17 protein-coding genes and 1 riboswitch are annotated in these 17029 nt (G+C 36.1%); of the genes, 6 read left to right on the top strand and 11 right to left on the bottom strand.

Annotated features, from left to right (window positions below; all coding sequences use genetic code 11):
- Positions 1 to 11 precede the first annotated feature (11 nt).
- Positions 12 to 416: a peptidoglycan-binding protein gene (locus BFL01S_RS21295; RefSeq protein WP_061786036.1), complete on the bottom strand. Its 405-nt coding sequence runs from the start codon at positions 414 to 416 to the stop codon at positions 12 to 14.
- Between the two features lie 249 nt (positions 417 to 665).
- Here BFL01S_RS21295 and BFL01S_RS13885 point away from each other — a divergent pair, with 249 nt between their 5' ends.
- Complete coding sequence (locus BFL01S_RS13885) at positions 666 to 1955, top strand: globin-coupled sensor protein (protein WP_061786035.1); 1290 nt, start codon at positions 666 to 668, stop codon at positions 1953 to 1955.
- 39 nt (positions 1956 to 1994) lie between these two features.
- On the opposite strand, the gene BFL01S_RS13880 is transcribed toward BFL01S_RS13885, so the two are convergent.
- The 3 genes from BFL01S_RS13880 to BFL01S_RS13865 all read right to left on the bottom strand — a co-directional run bounded on the left by BFL01S_RS13880 (position 1995) and on the right by BFL01S_RS13865 (position 5414).
- Complete coding sequence (locus BFL01S_RS13880) at positions 1995 to 3116, bottom strand: S8 family peptidase (RefSeq protein ID WP_025910817.1); 1122 nt, start codon at positions 3114 to 3116, stop codon at positions 1995 to 1997.
- 936 nt (positions 3117 to 4052) lie between these two features.
- Entirely contained in the window at positions 4053 to 4751 is a 699-nt protein-coding gene (locus BFL01S_RS13870) for a potassium transporter TrkG (RefSeq protein WP_061786033.1), read from the bottom strand.
- Between the two features lie 3 nt (positions 4752 to 4754).
- Positions 4755 to 5414, bottom strand: coding sequence for a potassium channel family protein (locus BFL01S_RS13865; RefSeq protein WP_025910811.1), 660 nt, complete (start codon positions 5412 to 5414; stop codon positions 4755 to 4757).
- Positions 5415 to 5545: 131 nt separating this feature from the next.
- Positions 5546 to 5685: riboswitch (cyclic di-AMP (ydaO/yuaA leader) on the bottom strand.
- Positions 5686 to 5876: 191 nt separating this feature from the next.
- On the opposite strand from BFL01S_RS13865, the gene BFL01S_RS13860 reads away from it, so the two are divergent.
- On the top strand, positions 5877 to 6332 hold the full coding sequence (locus BFL01S_RS13860) for an Lrp/AsnC family transcriptional regulator (protein WP_025910809.1): 456 nt from the start codon (positions 5877 to 5879) through the stop codon (positions 6330 to 6332).
- A gap of 470 nt (positions 6333 to 6802) precedes the next feature.
- Here the strand turns inward: BFL01S_RS13860 and BFL01S_RS13855 are convergent, their stop codons facing one another.
- On the bottom strand, positions 6803 to 7111 hold the full coding sequence (locus BFL01S_RS13855; RefSeq protein ID WP_061786032.1) for a hypothetical protein: 309 nt from the start codon (positions 7109 to 7111) through the stop codon (positions 6803 to 6805).
- Positions 7108 to 8328: a S1C family serine protease gene (locus BFL01S_RS13850; RefSeq protein ID WP_025910807.1), complete on the bottom strand. Its 1221-nt coding sequence runs from the start codon at positions 8326 to 8328 to the stop codon at positions 7108 to 7110. Before BFL01S_RS13850 ends, BFL01S_RS13855 begins: the two co-directional genes overlap by 4 nt.
- Positions 8329 to 8600: 272 nt before the next feature.
- Here BFL01S_RS13850 and BFL01S_RS13845 point away from each other — a divergent pair, with 272 nt between their 5' ends.
- On the top strand, positions 8601 to 9272 hold the full coding sequence (locus BFL01S_RS13845; RefSeq protein ID WP_061786031.1) for a response regulator transcription factor: 672 nt from the start codon (positions 8601 to 8603) through the stop codon (positions 9270 to 9272).
- Positions 9269 to 10645: a sensor histidine kinase gene (locus BFL01S_RS13840; RefSeq protein ID WP_061786030.1), complete on the top strand. Its 1377-nt coding sequence runs from the start codon at positions 9269 to 9271 to the stop codon at positions 10643 to 10645. Before BFL01S_RS13845 ends, BFL01S_RS13840 begins: the two co-directional genes overlap by 4 nt.
- A 23-nt stretch (positions 10646 to 10668) precedes the next feature.
- Here the strand turns inward: BFL01S_RS13840 and BFL01S_RS13835 are convergent, their stop codons facing one another.
- The gene (locus BFL01S_RS13835) at positions 10669 to 12816 is read right to left on the bottom strand and encodes a SpoIID/LytB domain-containing protein (RefSeq protein ID WP_061786029.1); all 2148 of its coding nucleotides are present in this window, start codon (positions 12814 to 12816) and stop codon (positions 10669 to 10671) included.
- 284 nt (positions 12817 to 13100) lie between these two features.
- Here BFL01S_RS13835 and BFL01S_RS13830 point away from each other — a divergent pair, with 284 nt between their 5' ends.
- A complete protein-coding gene (locus BFL01S_RS13830) occupies positions 13101 to 13619 on the top strand; it encodes an acyl-CoA thioesterase (protein WP_025910803.1) in 519 nt (172 codons plus the stop codon).
- Positions 13620 to 13684: 65 nt separating this feature from the next.
- On the opposite strand, the gene BFL01S_RS13825 is transcribed toward BFL01S_RS13830, so the two are convergent.
- The 4 genes from BFL01S_RS13825 to BFL01S_RS13810 all read right to left on the bottom strand — a co-directional run bounded on the left by BFL01S_RS13825 (position 13685) and on the right by BFL01S_RS13810 (position 15891).
- Positions 13685 to 14446: a MerR family transcriptional regulator gene (locus tag BFL01S_RS13825; RefSeq protein WP_061786028.1), complete on the bottom strand. Its 762-nt coding sequence runs from the start codon at positions 14444 to 14446 to the stop codon at positions 13685 to 13687.
- 135 nt (positions 14447 to 14581) lie between these two features.
- The gene (locus BFL01S_RS13820) at positions 14582 to 14860 is read right to left on the bottom strand and encodes a hypothetical protein (RefSeq protein WP_025910801.1); all 279 of its coding nucleotides are present in this window, start codon (positions 14858 to 14860) and stop codon (positions 14582 to 14584) included.
- Between the two features lie 89 nt (positions 14861 to 14949).
- Positions 14950 to 15144: a hypothetical protein gene (locus tag BFL01S_RS13815; protein WP_061786027.1), complete on the bottom strand. Its 195-nt coding sequence runs from the start codon at positions 15142 to 15144 to the stop codon at positions 14950 to 14952.
- A gap of 168 nt (positions 15145 to 15312) precedes the next feature.
- Positions 15313 to 15891, bottom strand: coding sequence for a suppressor of fused domain protein (locus BFL01S_RS13810; RefSeq protein WP_061786026.1), 579 nt, complete (start codon positions 15889 to 15891; stop codon positions 15313 to 15315).
- Between the two features lie 330 nt (positions 15892 to 16221).
- On the opposite strand from BFL01S_RS13810, the gene zupT reads away from it, so the two are divergent.
- Complete coding sequence (gene zupT / locus BFL01S_RS13805) at positions 16222 to 17025, top strand: zinc transporter ZupT (RefSeq protein ID WP_061786025.1); 804 nt, start codon at positions 16222 to 16224, stop codon at positions 17023 to 17025.
- The last annotated feature ends 4 nt before the right edge of the window (positions 17026 to 17029 follow it).

Genomic DNA, 17029 nt, shown 5'->3' with positions numbered 1-17029 from the left:
TCTTTCTCAAATTACTTTACTTTTTTAGCACCTAGATAACGTTCACTCCAATAGCTCGAGTTTTTATCACTGATTGTTACACCTTTTGAGGTAGAAGTGTGAATAAACTGATTATCACCTAAATAAATCCCTGCATGAGAAGGGCCTTCTTTATATGTTTTGGTTCCAACAATTCCATCAGCTACTAGATTATGATCTTGCTGAAAAGCTTGAACTGCTACTTTTGTTTCGTAATTAAAGTATGTAGAAACCTCACCCTTTAAATATCCTTCTTGCTTTAAAGAATCTTTGACTTCATAGATGCTTTCGTTTTTCATTCCTTGTTTTAATAGCTCGTCGTTTGAAGCGGCTTGTCCAATGACGGGTGTAGACAATACGGCTCCTCCCATTAACATAGACGCAACCAATTTCCTCATTATACATACTCCTTCATCTATTTTTCCCACTACTATCTATCAAAGTGGTCACTGTATCACCTTATCATGCACGCATCACAATCAGATAAATAGAACATAACAATCCCATGACAGCACATCACATTTTCATGACATTTTTGAAAATAACGCTCAAGCTTTTCAACAAGCAAACCGAAATATATAGTAAGGGTCCATGACCATTATATACCCATATATGTGCTTACAACTTTAAGGATAATAGGTGATTTTATGAACTGGTTTAGGAAGAACACACATACCGAACAAGCAGTTGCTCTTGAAGAAATGACTGCAAGCATGCAAGTATCTAGTTTAGAAATTCAACAACAAATTAAAATGATTGGTCTAAACTTAGATGACCTTAAAAGAATCGTTAGGCTACAGCCTGCAGTTGAAGAAAATATTATTTCAATTGTAAACGAATTCTATCGAGCTATTGGAGAACAGCAACACTTAGTTACCATCATTGAGAAGCATAGCAGTATTGACCGCTTAAAAAACACGCTTAAAAAACATATATTAGAAATGTTTAACGGCAAAGTAGATGATGAGTTTGTACAAAAGCGTAAAATGATTTCAAAAATGCATGTAAAAATTGGTCTTGAACCGAATTGGTATTTATGCGCTTTTCAGAACTTACAAATTGCATTAATTGCCCTGTGCCATGAGGAGATAGACGAAAAAGAAGCCTGCATTCAAACTATTAAAAGTATTACAACGCTCATTAATTTAGAACAACAAATTGTGTTAACTGCCTATGAAGAAACGTTTGAAGAACAACGACAACTTTTATATCAAGAAAAAAAACTTATTCAAGATGAGATTAGTCGTACCTCTTCTCTATTAGCTAACCTATCTGAGGAAACAGCACAGTTTGTTTCTCAAATAAGCAGCCAAACAGCGGATGTTGTGTCATTTGCGAATAAAAGCTCAGAGTTAGCTGAGATTGTTTCCAAAGATGCAATTGAAAGCCAAGCCAAGCTCGAACAAGAGCAAGCAATGCTTGATGGCATCCAGCAAAATACTTCTCTCATTCAGCAACGCATGAAAACGTTAGAAGATACATCAAAGCAAATTACACAAATTGTAGCGATTGTAACATCCATTGCTGAACAAACAAACTTACTTGCTTTAAACGCTTCAATCGAATCAGCTCGAGCAGGGGAACATGGAAAAGGATTTGCCGTGGTTGCTCAGGAGGTTCGTAAACTGGCGGAGGAAACAAAAAAATCAATCGCAAACATTTCAACTTTCATCAAAGATATTCAAAAACAAATAAAAAGTGTAGCTGAGATTGGAGATGAAGTGGCGGGGTTAACAAAAGACACAACGGTAAATATGAATAACATCACAACGTTTTTCACAAATGTTTTAACTGTCACAACAGAAAATAAACAGCAGAGCGTTCTAACAAAAAAAGAACTAGACAAAATATCTTCCATTATTTCAGAATTGACAAATCGTATTGATAAAATTGCTACATCATCCGATGAGCTTTATACACTATCTGAAAAGGTATAAACAAAGCAGAGCCAAGGCTCTGCTTTGTTCTTATCTAAATTAGAAAGTACCAGCTTGTGATAATCCGTATCCGAAGTGTGTGTCACGACCAGCTGGTCCTAAATCAATTGATTTGTTGATTAACAGTTGACGTAACTGTGCATTTGAATATGATGGGTATTTCTGTTTGTATAAGGCTAGGATACCAGCTGCATAAGGGCTAGCCATTGATGTACCGCTTAACGTTGAATATTGACCGTTTAAGTATGTGCTTAGAATAGCCGCACCAGGAGCTGCTATTTCAACAGTAGGGCCAGTTGATGAGAATGAAGCACGGCGATCATAACGATCCGTAGCTCCCACAGCAATAACTGAATCATATTTCGCTGGGTAATTTACCGTATCTCCTGTTCCAGCAGAGTTTCCAGAATTTCCAGCAGCAGCTACTACAACTGCTCCACTTTGATAAGCTCGATCAACTGCCGATTTTAATGCTGTAGATCCTACAGACGTTCCTAAGCTTAAGTTAATAATGTCCATGTCGTTTGCTACAGACCAGTCAATTCCAGCGATGATACTAGAAAGGCTTCCAGAACCGCTGCTTTCAAGTACTTTTACACCGTAAATATCTGCGTTATATGCAACACCAATCGTACCTGTACCGTTATTTTCAGCACCGATAATCCCCGCTACGTGCGTACCGTGTCCATTATCATCATTATAAGAAGATGTATATGATACAAATGAAGCTCCTCCAGCTACTTTTAAGTCTGGATGATTTGTGGCAACTCCAGTATCAACTACCGCCACTTTTACACCTTGTCCACTTAAACCAGTTGACCAACTTGTAGGAGCCTTCACTTTAGAGATTCCCCAGTCTTGCGTATCAGCTGCTACTGATATACGAATATCTTCTTCTACATAAGCTACATTTGGATCTTTTTCAAGCTTTTCAACCTCACTTGGAGTCATTTCTGCGACGGCAATCGGTAATTCTTTCATTTTCTTTTTCACTTTACCGTTTGCTTTTGTAATACTTTTTTCATTTACGCTACTTTTAAATCCTACAATCACTTGTTCTTTTTCTTCAGTTGCTGCATAAGCTCCTCCAGTAGATGGTATTAACACCCCTGCCGTAATTGCTAACGATGTTACAACCTTTAACCAACTATACTTTTTCATATCATTGCCCCTTTCGTATTTTCCACTGCTAGTTTTAGTAGTTTAGTAGCAGCAGAGACAATCCATTAACTTTGCCAGTGAAAGTTGGATTTACTACCTTTAATTATCTATTTTTACAACTTTTTGGCTATAGGTTAATAGGCTGTATAGAAAAGCTGACAAGAGCAAATCTAAGGGCATTTAAAAAGTATTTTTTTTACAATTAAAGAGTATATTTTACCAGGAAGTACAAAAAAATATCTTTAAAATATTCATATTATTATATCACTATCACAAAATAATATTATAATAATTTTCTAAACATTCTTTAATTTTAAAAACAATAGTAAAGACCTACCCTTCTTTAGTTCTTTATAATTATTATATATATGACTTTATTTCTTTTAATCTAACATGTAAAAAAAGACCATACAAATAGCATGGTCATATACCGATCGAACCAGACAGTTGGGGGAATTGTCATGCATCGGGTCTTTATTAGAGGGCGTTATGATGTGAAAAGAAATCATAATGACTTCCTATTTTACTATATTCACTACAAGAGTTTTTGCAATGGACAAACGTGGATTCTAATACCTTTTTTATTAAACAGTAACACGCCAATCTGCCTTATGACCGTATCTTTTTTCGATTCTAAAACTCAATATCTGCAAAAGCGTAATAAGTCTGGACAGGCTCTCGGTTTCATTAAAAATTTTTAAAAAAATGAATCTAAATTGATTACTTATACGTTATATAGGTAGAAGGCACTTTAACATGACTATAATTGAAAAGGAGGGATTGAGTGGATGCGCAATCAATCAAAATTACCAGGAATCTTAATGGTTACATTCTTTTTAATGATCGCCACAATTTTAGGCGCTACTATTATGTTTTAATTAAAACGAAGACCGTATCCTTTGTTTATCTATGAAAACAAAGAATGCGGTCTCTTTATTATCCAATCAATACATCTTCATTTGGATAACGAATTTTTTCACGTTTTGGTTTAGCTAAAGAAAATGCTAAAGTTAACGGACCTATCTTACCTAAAAACATGATAAAAATAATAATAACACGTCCAACGTATGATAGCTCTGGCGTTACTCCCATGGATAAGCCAACTGTTCCAAATGCTGATACAACTTCAAACATCAGCTTTAAAAAAGGCGTGTTCGGTTCCGATATATTTATTGCAAACGTAGCGAAGAACACAAACATAATTGCGATCATAGAAATAGCTAGTGCTTTTACAACATATACAGTACTTAACCTGCGCTTTACTAGAAGAATGACGCCACCAATATTAGTTTGGTTTAAAGCGTGCTGGACCATCATTCGTTCTTTAAAACCGATTTTTTTACCGAGCATAATAAAGATCAGCACGGCAAATGACATGATCCCTAATCCACCTACCTGTATCAGAAGCATAATAATCGTCTGACCAAATACCGTAAAGAGCGTTCCTGTATCTACAACGGCTAATCCCGTTACCGTCATAGCTGAAGTAGAGGTAAACAAGGCGTCTATCCAAGAGATTGGTTCCGTTGTAGAAAATGGAAGCATTAAAAGTAATGCGCCAATAATAATTCCCCCTCCAAAGATTGATGTTAATAATTGGGGGGGCGTTAGCTTAATACTTCTGGCTAAACTCATTGATTATACGCCTTCTTCCTCAAAGCGATTAATATCCCGATTATGTCCAATAACAATGAGCATGTCACCTTCATGGATAATTTCATGGGCTGTTGGTGAAATTACCATTTCACCATTTCCACGTTGAAAACCAATAATATTACACCCATACTTGGAACGGATGTTTAAATCAAATAATGTTTTATTATGAATCTTTTTTGAAGCCATTATTTCTACAATGCTATAGTCCTTTGAAAGTTCAATGTAATCAATAATCTTTTCAGAAACTACGTGATGCGCAATTCGTTTCGCCATATCTCGCTCAGGGTGAATGACCTTATCGGCTCCAATTTTTTCAAGTACTTTTTGATGGTATGAATTTACTGCTTTTACCCACACCTGCTTCACACCCATATCTTTCAGTAACATTGTTACCAATACACTCGCTTCAATATCGTCTCCAAATGATACGATTGCATGATCAACATTTCGAATTCCAAGGCTTTTAAGGCTTGCTTCATCCACACCGTTTACTTGCACTGCATAAGTGGCTGTATTTGTGTACTTATTGACAACTTCTTGATTGCGGTCAATCGCTAGAACATCCACATCTAGATTGATGAATTCTTCTACAAGGCTGCCGCCAAAACGCCCTAATCCTAACACCGCAAATTGCTTTTTCATTTCAAACTTTCCTTTCCTATTCCGGTTTCTCTCTTGTTTTATTGTGCTCTTTTTTTATGATCTTACTTATTGTAACGATTAATTTCCACACAAAAAAACACAGGAAGGCTCCTGTGTTTTTTACACATTCCATCTCCCCCTCAAAACGCTTACGAAGTTAGCTGTCGGATTCGGGTTATGAGAGTAACCCTACCTATAAAGGATTCACCCCGAGCACAAAGTGTGCAAAAGTGGTTCCTCCGCTCCTATTAGGATTCAGCGATTTCATCTATTTGTGACTTACTTTAAATGGAAAAATAAGTTATTACTTAAAGTTTCACCTTATCTTACTCCCACATTTTTGGTATGTCAATACCTTTTTTAAATAATAAAATCCCCCTAAAAATAAGAAGGCAAAACGCAGAAATTTTTATCATTTTTCACTATAATAGAATATAAAAATGAAAGAGCTGATGAGAATAGATGAACATTGATCGTATTGATTTACATATTTTAAAGGAGTTAACTACTAACGCTCGACTTTCCATGAGAGAACTTTCAAAATTAGTCAATCTATCAGCCCCATCGGTTGCTGAGCGGGTTCGAAATTTGGAACAAGTTGGTATTATTAGCGGATACTCTGTCACTATTAATTGTGAAAAATTAGGGCTTCCTATTTCTTGTTTTGTTGAGGCAACAATTAAAAACGGTGAATATCGTCGCTTTAAACAATTTATCGCTACTTATCCATACGCTTTATTTTGTGAACGAATAGCTGGAAAAGCCTGCTTTATTACAAAGTTACAGCTTCCAAACCTTAAGGAACTTGAAAATTTCATCGATGAAGTTACTCCTTTTGCACATACTGTATCTCATATCGGTATTTCTCAAGTCGAAATGAAACCCGGCTTTATCGATTATCTTTTAAAAGAAAAATAAGTTAGACTATGACTTACTTCAATTCTTTTCATAAGGCAACCTTACATATTAACATTTAATTGCAAAAAGACGTGATGGTATCATCACGTCTGAGGAGTATGAATGGAGACTAGTCATTTTATTTTCTTTATCTTTATGTATGCGAATTAAACAAAAAAATGCCTTTCAACCAAAAGGTGAAAGGACAATGAATTTTCCGAATAATGAAATATTTTACAACCCTATCTTATCACTTGCAAAAACATTTGTCTATTTCTATTTTTATTCATTTCATTTATATTGCTCTATCACGATAAAAGGGGGCTTCATCAATGAAAAGAACAAACAGAATGAGACTGGGACATAACGAAATGATTCTGTCTCAACAAAAGATATCTGAACGATCAAAAGTATTCAACTGTTGATCGTTCGGATAGATCATTAGCTGAAATGCTTATGTCCCAACCTCAGTAATCTATATAAAAGGTGAATCAAGAGACTTGAACGTACTTAACCTGTCTCTTTAATTCATCCTGAACATAGTTATTGATAGCTTTTTGTACAAGCTTTTGAAGGATTGGCTCTTTCGCTTCTTCAACTGTTTTAAATTCAGCGCTATATCCCGCTTTGTCAAAGTAGCCTTTTACATCTTCTTCGGATATTTTGTCTCGAAAGAACTGTTTCGATTGAAAATGAGCTTTAATGTGCTTCTTTACAACTTCTTCTGAAGCATTTACACACCCAGTAATCAACAAGACAGCGATTAAAAATAGAAATAGCTGCCGTGCTGTGTATATCATTCATCGTTGCCTTGCTGTTTCAACGTTAGTGAAAGGTTTATTTTTTTTCCGTTTCTGTAAACGTCAAGCTTTACTTTATCTCCAATTGCACGCTCCGTGTATAAATACTTGCGCAAGTCACTGGATGTTTTTACTTCTTTACCATCTATCCCTACAATGATGTCTTTTGATTGCAAGCCAGCTTCTGAAGCAGCTGAAAAAGGTTCAACTGTCGTAACCACAACACCGTCAGAAGTATCTTCTGTTAGGCCTAGCTCATTTTCTTTAATGGCAGTTGATAAACCTGCTACATCCTGTAGCCCCACTCCCATATATGGTCGATTAATTTTTCCATCTTTCATTAGCTTGTCAATAATAGGTTGAACATCTGCAGTTGGAATAGCAAAACCGATTCCTTCTACACCGTCTTCAGCAATCTTTAAACTATTAATACCAATTACTTGACCAGCAGCATTGATTAATGCTCCACCGCTGTTTCCTGGATTAATAGCTGCGTCTGTTTGAATAACATCCAAGTTCCATTCTCCAGCTGATGTTGTAATGTTTACCGTTCTCTCCGTGCCGCTTACAATACCTTGTGTGACTGTTCTTGAGAACTGCTCACCAAGAGGGTTTCCAATTGCAAGTACCGGTTCTCCGGCAACAAGTGAAGTAGAATCACCAAATTCAGCTACTGCCTCTACGTTTTTAGCATCCATCTCTAAAACAGCTAAATCGGTTAGCGGATCCGCACCTACAATTTGGGCATCCTCTTTCTTCCCATTTGATAACGTAACTTCTACCTTACTTGATCCTTCTATTACGTGGTTGTTTGTTACAACATACGCTTTGTTATTATCTTTTTTAAAAATAACGCCTGAACCTGTTCCAGATTCTGCTGTTTGCGTATCTCCTGAAAAGGGATTTGTTCGCTCTTGGATATTGTTTACGCCTACTACGGCTGGTGAAACTTTATCTACAACAGATACCAGGTCTCCTTGACTTACATTGGTGCTAATATTTTTTGTAGCAGCTGTAGTTGTAGCGCTTGTTGAAGTAGATGCGGTATTCGTTTGGCTTCCATCATTTGTGAACCCTAGGTGAGGTGCACTATATAATACAATTCCTCCACCTAACACAGCACCTGCAATGGACGATGCAAGAAATGGTAAAAACCTTCTTTTAGATTTTTCTTCTCTTACATGCTCAGACCGATAAGTTGGATATTCTTGTTTCATACCTGGTTCTTGTTGATATTCTGCATCGTATTGAGCTTTCATTTGGTCATTATTAGGTTGACTGTTATATTCACCATCATTGTTATTTTGATTAAAGTCTCTTGGTTCCATATAATTGGCTCCTTTACATTCAATTATGTTTTTCGTTATTTACACTATAAAACAAAAGTTTGGGATAAGTATCAAAAGAATATGGGAAATTGTGAAAAAATTTTTTCTGCTACCAAACACATAGTATAATAGCTTTGAATAGAAAGAGGAGTGTGTATAAAGTGAGCTTTACAATTTACTTAGTCGAAGATGAACAAAACTTAAATGAAGTTTTAACTCTTTATTTACAAAAAGAAGGCTGGTCTGTTACTTCATTTTCAAATGGAACAGATGCCAAAGCAATGATTCATCCCCCTCCTAGTCTTTGGGTTTTAGATATCATGCTTCCTGATATCGATGGTTATCATCTCATTCGTGAAATTAAGTCTGCTACCCCTGATATCCCTGTGATTTTCATTTCTGCTAGAGATGCAGATATTGATCGAGTGTTAGGGCTTGAAATGGGAAGCGATGACTACTTATCCAAGCCATTCTTGCCTCGTGAGCTCGTTATTCGTGTTCAAAAACTTTTAAACCTTGTGTATGGTCAAAAACAAAAACACGAATCAACAATTGCTATCGGTCCCTATAGGTTAGACCTTCATACACGAACTGTATATGAAAACAATGAGCCTATTGATTTAACGTCAAAAGAATTTGATTTTCTTGTCACATTATCTAAAGACATAGGTCAAGCATTTTCACGCGAGCAGTTATTAAACTCTATTTGGGGTGAGGATTATTTCGGTTCAGACCGAGTTGTGGATGATTTAGTACGCAGAGTTCGGAAAAAGCTCCCACACGCTCGAATTGAAACAATTTATGGATATGGTTATCGGATGATGAGCACATGAAAAATCGATCTCTTGCTTTTCAAATTTGGCTTGTCATCTCAGGCATATTGCTAGTTATCTCACTTTTGTTAGCTACGTTGTTTCCAAGCGCACTTAGACAGTTCTTTACGGATGAAATTTATACAAGTATTGAAAATGAACAGCATATTTTAAAAGAATACGGGTTGCCTAGCCGGTCTGGTGAATATTATTTTAGCAATGACGAAAACGGGCCATCTTTACGAAACCGTACGGTAGACCACATTTTATTACCTGAAAATGTCGATATTTCCTACCTATCATCGCGTGTTCTACCTCAAGATTTTTTAAGACATGCACAGGAGCTAGCTCAAGATCAAGAATCAACTGTCGAAAGGTATGAAAAAGACCTGGGTAACCGAACGTTATTTTATGTAATTAGTAAAGTAATCATTAACGACCAGCCTGCATTTTTATTATCGTTTTCATGGGATACGTACCGAAATGCTTTAGCTTCCGCTTTATTTAAACAGCTATTAGTCGTAATGTCCATCGTTTTCCTTCTAAGCTGGATTCCTTCTATTTGGCTTGCAAAATATTTAAGTCGCCCTCTTGTATCACTTGAGAGACATGTTAAGCGAATTGCAGAGCAAGAATGGCACGAGCCTGTAGCGTTAGATCGTACGGATGAAATTGGAAAATTGGGTTCTTCTATAGAACAAATGCGACAACGACTCATTCGAAAAGAAGAAGCACAACAAACTCTTCTTCAAAATATCTCACATGATTTGAAAACGCCTGTAATGGTCATTAGAAGCTACGCTCAATCCATACAAGATGGTATTTATCCAAAAGGAGATTTGCCAAATACTGTTCAAGTCATTGAAGATGAATCACAGAAATTAGAAAAGAAAATTCGTGACTTGTTATATTTAACAAAATTAGATTATCTATCAGCTCACCCTGTTGACCATGAGCTTTTTTCTTTGTCAGAACTTATTTGCGAGGTAGTTGAAAGGCTGCGGTGGAGTCGTACTGAAATTCAATGGAATATTAGAGATGATAAAGTGACAATTGATGGTGATAAAGAGCAGTGGACCAAAGTTATTGAGAACATTTTAGAAAACCAGATTAGATACGCTGAATCATCCATTTCTATCTTTGTTCACAGAAAAATTCGTGAAGGGATAGATATTGTAGAATGTCGAATTGCAAATGACGGACCTCCTATCGAAGAGAACGTACTATCTACAATTTTTGAACCGTTTGAAAAAGGTTCAAAAGGAGAATTTGGCATCGGGCTCAGTATTGTAAAGCGGATTGTTACTATGCATAATGCGACAATCTCAGTACAAAATTTAGATAAAGGTGTTTCTTTCACTATTCGCATTCCAGTTTTACAAGCAAAGCCGTGACGTTTTTGCCACGGCTTTGTTGTTTATTTATTTGCAATTTCTTCTAGCTCATTAACTACAGAATCGTTTACTACGCGAGTAGAACCTAGTACTGTAAAATCCTTATAGCCGCTTAAAATATCAGCTGTGCCCGCTGGCAACTTGTCTGCATCTGTTAGGATAACTGGCACACCACGTTTTCCAGCTAAAATTGAGCCAGCTAGTGCATCTGGAAAATTAGTTCCCGCTGCAACATAAGCTTGTTTTGTATTGCCAAGCAGGTTCGTCACAACTTTTTGATTTGTTGCATAGCGATGTTCTCCTGCATATCTTACTCGGTTAGCTGGAAGAGAATTGTAAACTGTTGCATTTACTACCTGTTCAGAACCAATAACAATAGCTTCTGCTTTTCCTTCAAGCACTTGTGCTGTAGCTGCAGGAATTGAAGTTGGCCTTGTTAGTATAATAGGAATTCCTTCTTTCGCTGCATATGGAGCTACTGATAAAGCATCTGGGAAGTTTTGTCCATTCACTACAATTACTTTCGAAGAATTTATTTGTTTAGCAATTGCCGCTGACGTCTCAAAGCGATCCGCTCCGCCTAAACGCTGAACTTCCTTAGCACCTAATTGCTTAATTTCATCTAATACTGAATCACGAATAACTCTTGAACTTCCTAACACAATTACTTTTTCAGGCTGCAAACGCTGAAGCTCTGCTTTTACAGTTGGATGCAATTCATGACCCGTTGTTAGTAATAGTGGAGCATTTTCCTGAACTGCAAGAGGAGCTCCTGCTAGCGCATCTGGGAAATTCCCTCCCGCTGCAATGACAACTGTTCGAGCCGTCGTCCATCCTTCTCTTGCAATTTCTGCAGCTGTATCATAGCGTTCAGGTCCTGCTAAACGCTTTGCTTCACGGTTGTATTGCTGCGTGCGCTCTGCATTCGGATAATAAAAGCCTAAAATTTGATCATACGTTTGACCAGCTTTGGCACGATAATAAGCTCCGTATTGACTCATTCCTACACCATGACCATATCCTAAGCCTTTTAGTACCGTTTCTTTATCAGTAGCATTTTGTTCAGTCACATAGTAACTTTTAATAAGGTTTACCCCAATAATTGGACGAATATCAGAAGACTTTACATTATTTAAGCTCAATGTTTTCACATTAAGTTTCCCCTCTGAATCAACATCGTCTTTTACAATAAACTTGACTTCTAAGCTTCCTTTATTATAACGATTACTAGTATTCTTTTCAGTGAACTCTAGCTTTGGAATTGAGAGAACCTTAATTTCTTTTCCTTTATAATCTTTTTGCTGTAAATAAGTTTTGATATTATCAGTAATTTCCTTATCATTTTCTTTGATAGTGCTCCACCAATTTTTATAATGAACTAAGTCTAAGTTCTCCATGTCTATTTGCTGCTTTTTCACCGTTAAATTCCATGGATGTTTTGGATCATATGAATCGGTTTGAATTGGTAAATAAGGAAACGGTGAGCCTGACCATGCATTAGCATTAGACTCCGTAACTCCACCATTGCTAGATGAATAAAGTGCGCTGATTAATTTCCCGTTATATGTAAGTGTCTGACCATATGATTTTTCAACAGCTGCATTCGTATTAGCGTAGACTGTTTTTCCACCATATACTTGATATTGAATGGTATCATTAATTGTTTTGTTCAAATGCCCCATTGCATATGTGCGTGCTGCAATAGCTTGTGCAGTTAATGACTCTACAGGCCAACTTGGAATCATTTCGTTAGGAACGACTCCCTTTAAATACTCTTCCATTGATACATGATTAATTGGTAGTATATATTCGTTACCTTCAATCACAAAATCAAAACTCCCACTATACACTCTTCCTTCAATACGCGTTTCTGCTGTTTGATTAGTATAAAGTTTAAAAGTTGTATCTTCCTTTAATTTGGTCGTTCCTTTATATAAAGAAAGTTTCCCTTGTTCTACCTTTAAGAGATAGGTCTGATTAGCTTCTAATCGAACTCCTTCATAAGATGTCGCTGCATCTTCTGATGTTTGAATTTGAATTTCCTTTTTGTTTTTCAAATAATTTTTAAGCTGGACGCTTACAGTTGGGTTTGTTTCAGCTTTTGCGTTTACCACGGAATAGCTTGAGCTAAGCATGAACATAACAACTAAAGCAGCAATTACTTTTTTCATACGTTCCTCCTCGACATAAATAGATATATGAATCTTTTAAACTATTTATCGGATACAAGGAGATTTTTTTTAATCCCTTTTATCTATATTTTTTTAAAAGAATAAAAGGAATTACAAACTAACACAACTTTATATCTAAAAAATATGACAGAAAATACTCTATTTTTTTACTTTTCATCATAAAGATTACTGATTCAAAAATAGGGAATAAAATTGATATACGTTTTTTATTATTACATATGGACATTCATTATAGATTGAGGTTTTAAAGGAGTGCTTTATAGATGACAGTTGAACAAATACCTTGCAGTGTATCAAGAGTTGTAAAATCACAGCATATCTTCCCTAATGATTTAAATAATCACTATACGTTATTTGGAGGGAAAATTGTAGCCGATATGGACATGATTGCATCATTATCTGCTACAAAACATTCAAGAAAACCGTGTGTTACAGCATCGATTGATCACGTCGATTTTATTGAACCTGTGACGGAAGAAGATTTCATATCATATGAGTCTTTTGTTGTACTAACTGGCAAAAGCTCAATGATTATCTTTGTAAAAGTAATCGCTGAGAATTTAATTACAGGTGTTAAACGAATTGCAGCGACTTCTTTCTTAACGTTTGTTGCTTTAGAAGATGGAAAGCCTGCTACTGTACCAAAGGTTGTAGCGCAAACAGAAGAAGAAAAAAGCCTACAAGCGATTGCATTAGAACGCAAAAATAATAAGCGTACACAAATTGAACAAAGTAAATCCGTAGCAAAAATTCTTTCAAAAACATTGCGCAGTAGTAATTGAAAAGAGTCCCCATTTGGATGGGGACTCTTTTCAATTACTATGTTCAAAATCATGAATAACTTCTCTTATTGCTTTTCCTCGTTTAACAAACTATCAGCGAATACCCCCATAGCTTCTTTTAAAAATTCAGCTAAACCTTCTCCAAATTGGTCAATGTTCTTTTGAAAGCGTTCATCTTGAATATATAATTCTCCTAACCCTTTAAATGCTTCTGGGGAATACGTCGTAAAATTACGATTCAAGAAGTGAAACCATTCTTGTATAGCTTTTTGAACCGATTCTGATGATGGTGATTGATTCATCAGCTTAGCTATCTTTTTATAAATCTCATTTGCTTCTGCTGCTAAATCCGCTTGTTCGCCTTTCGTCATACCTCTAACTTTTTTATTCGCTTCGTTTACTTTTTCGTTTCCCCATCGCTTTTTAGCTTCTTCTTCATAAGGATTTTCACTAAAATCAAACCCTTCAAATCTTTGCTTATTAGTCATTGGTTTTTCTCCTTTCATTGACTTAATCGTTTGTTCAGTCATGGCAATCATACGATTAAGTCGATTCCTTTTTTCAATTAGAAGCTGTTGATGCAACTCTAACGCTTCTTGTTTATTAAAGGAAGGATCATAAATGACTGCTTTAATTTCTTTTAACGAAAGCCCTAGTTCTTTAAATAATAAAATTTGTTGCAGCATCTCTAAATCATCTTCAACATATAGCCGGTATCCTGATTCAGTTACCTCAGTAGGCTTCAATAAATCAATATCATCATAATGATGAAGGGTGCGTATACTAATACCCGCTAAACTAGCTACTTCCTTTACCTGCATGGCCATTTTCAATCCCTCCTCTTAATTAGTAACGATAAAGTATGACGTAGCGTGAGAGTCAATATTTTTCACCATTACTATTCATTGACTTCCCCTTTTTATGACTGAATTCAAAATAAAAAGCACTTTTATCAAGTGCTTCTACTTCTTATTATAATAGATTTTTAAATTCTCTAGCTCGTTAGCAGATTTAAATTTTTTATTCGTCGAAATTTGATGGTTTGAAAACAGCTTTTTTATTTCTTCACTATTTTTCCCAAGTAGTGTTGTCAGATTAGTCATCATTTGAAGATATTGTTCATCGGTTATTTGCTGAGTTGCATGGAGGCAGCTTCCTACTAAATAAGCTAGAGCTGAATTATCTATATTAATGGTAATATCTACTTTTGCGTTTCCACTATCACTTACTAAGCTTTTCATGATAAACCTCCCCGTACTAACCGCTATTCACTCTTCATTAACCTAAGCGAATTTTCACTAAATTCGCTTACTAAAGAGTCCCCCTTAGATTAAAAGATTAGGCCGCTATCAGACTGATCTAGGCTCTGCGACTGTTTTGATCTTTTTCCTTGCCCTAGGTTAATATTAACGTTGGAGTTTCCACTGTTGCTAATGATATTTTTGTTTCCATCCTCATTATTTGCGCCCCCACTTGGACGAAAATTTGGATTTATTCGTGGCCTTCTGCGCTGGTTATTCATCATAACATCCCCTCCCTAATTATGTTTAATACTTATGTTCTACTATATGTAATGGGAATTTATCACGTATAGGTGTTTGTCTTAGGACAATCGTGGAGTTTTGTCCTAAAGTTTCTAGATACAAGCCTGTTTTCTATCAAGAAAAAGAGACAGCCCTACCTGGCTGCCTCTTTATACTACCGTTCGACGCTCTAAATTAAATACGTTCACTCGCTCATCGTCGAATCGGCTTAGCAGAGAGTCTACTCCATATTCTAATGCAAAAGCTCGCTCATTTTCAGAGATTGGGACTGCTTGTAAAAACGCAACCTTTTTATCTGATAGCTCAATCGTAGAAAATGTATCCCATAAAAATGGCGGAATCAATAAAATATGCTGCATATGAAGGCTATGATCGAAAGAAGTAATAATATCTTTATAAATTGCCCCTGGGAAGATTGAAACATGTGACTTCATCATATGAAATACACACTTGCTTAAAATTTGTGGGAAGGGTGCAAATGAAGAATGACATGCTCCTACAATTTCAATGCGAAGTGGAATACCGCCCACCGTGTATCCTGTTGGACAATGATACCCTCCCAACGTTGCATATGCTGTTAAGTCTGAACGGGGGTGATTGCCTGTTGCTAAAACATGTACGCTGTGTTTTTTTCTCTCATCCTCAAATTCGTCAATACGATCTTTCCCTCCAAAAACTTCAACTGCTTTATGTATAATTTGTTCATCATCTTTTGAGTAATTAGTCATCAAAAAGCCTCCTTGCTATCAAGCTTACAAAGCCTCTACTGTACAGGATATACTACCAAACGAAAAATCGATAGCGATGCGATAATTTGTGAACAAAATGTTATCTGTTCGTAATATATCTCTTGGAAATGATTTTCACAATCGCTATTTCATACTCCTTCTAAACTATAGGCAAGTTCCCAATCAAAAGAAACTGAATATACTGTGCTAGATAAATTGAGAATTGAACATGTGATATTATTTCCCGTTGCCTTTACACACTGGTCATGTCTCAGATATTTGTGGAATATAGATAAAAACTCACTCTTATTCTTTCAGGAGGATTATTTCATGACTGAACATTTATTACTAGCCTTTGGTTTAACATTAATGGCAGGTCTCGCAACAGGAATAGGAAGTATTTTAGCTTTTTTTGTATCTACAACGAATACAAAATTTCTATCAATTGCACTCGGTTTTTCAGCTGGCGTTATGATCTACGTATCCATGATTGAAATTTTTGTAAAAGCACAGGATTCCCTTGTAGGAGCACTTGGTAAAGTATCTGGAAATTGGGTAACGGTTGGTGGTTTTTTTGCTGGAATGCTCTTGATTGCAATGATTGATAAATTTGTCCCAAAACAAGGAAACCCACATGAATTAAAGACCGTAGAAGACATGAAACAACCAAGAGTGAAAGACACTGCTCTTTTAAAAATGGGAACATTTACTGCTTTAGCAATTGCCATTCATAATTTCCCTGAAGGAATTGCTACGTTTACGTCGACCCTTCAAGATCCTTCTTTAGGAATTGCTATTGCAGTAGCAATTGCTATTCATAACATCCCTGAAGGAATTGCTGTTTCGGTACCCGTTTATTTTGCAACAGGTGATAAGAAGAAAGCATTTAAACTTTCTTTTTTGTCAGGCCTTTCAGAACCTTTAGGAGCTATTGCTGCATATTTTTTACTCATGCCTTTTTTAAATGACGTTATGTTCGGGGTTATCTTTGCCTCAGTGGCAGGAATTATGGTCTTTATTTCTTTGGATGAACTTTTACCTGCTGCTCAGCGATATGATGAGGCTCACCTTTCTATTTATGGACTTATCGGCGGAATGGCTATCATGGCCATTAGTCTTCTTCTATTCATATAGAAAA

The organism is Priestia flexa NBRC 15715 (assembly GCF_001591565.1).
GTDB lineage: Bacteria > Bacillota > Bacilli > Bacillales > Bacillaceae_H > Priestia > Priestia flexa.
Note: the sequence above shows the minus strand (reverse complement) of the source record. Positions and strands in the feature narration are given on the sequence as shown.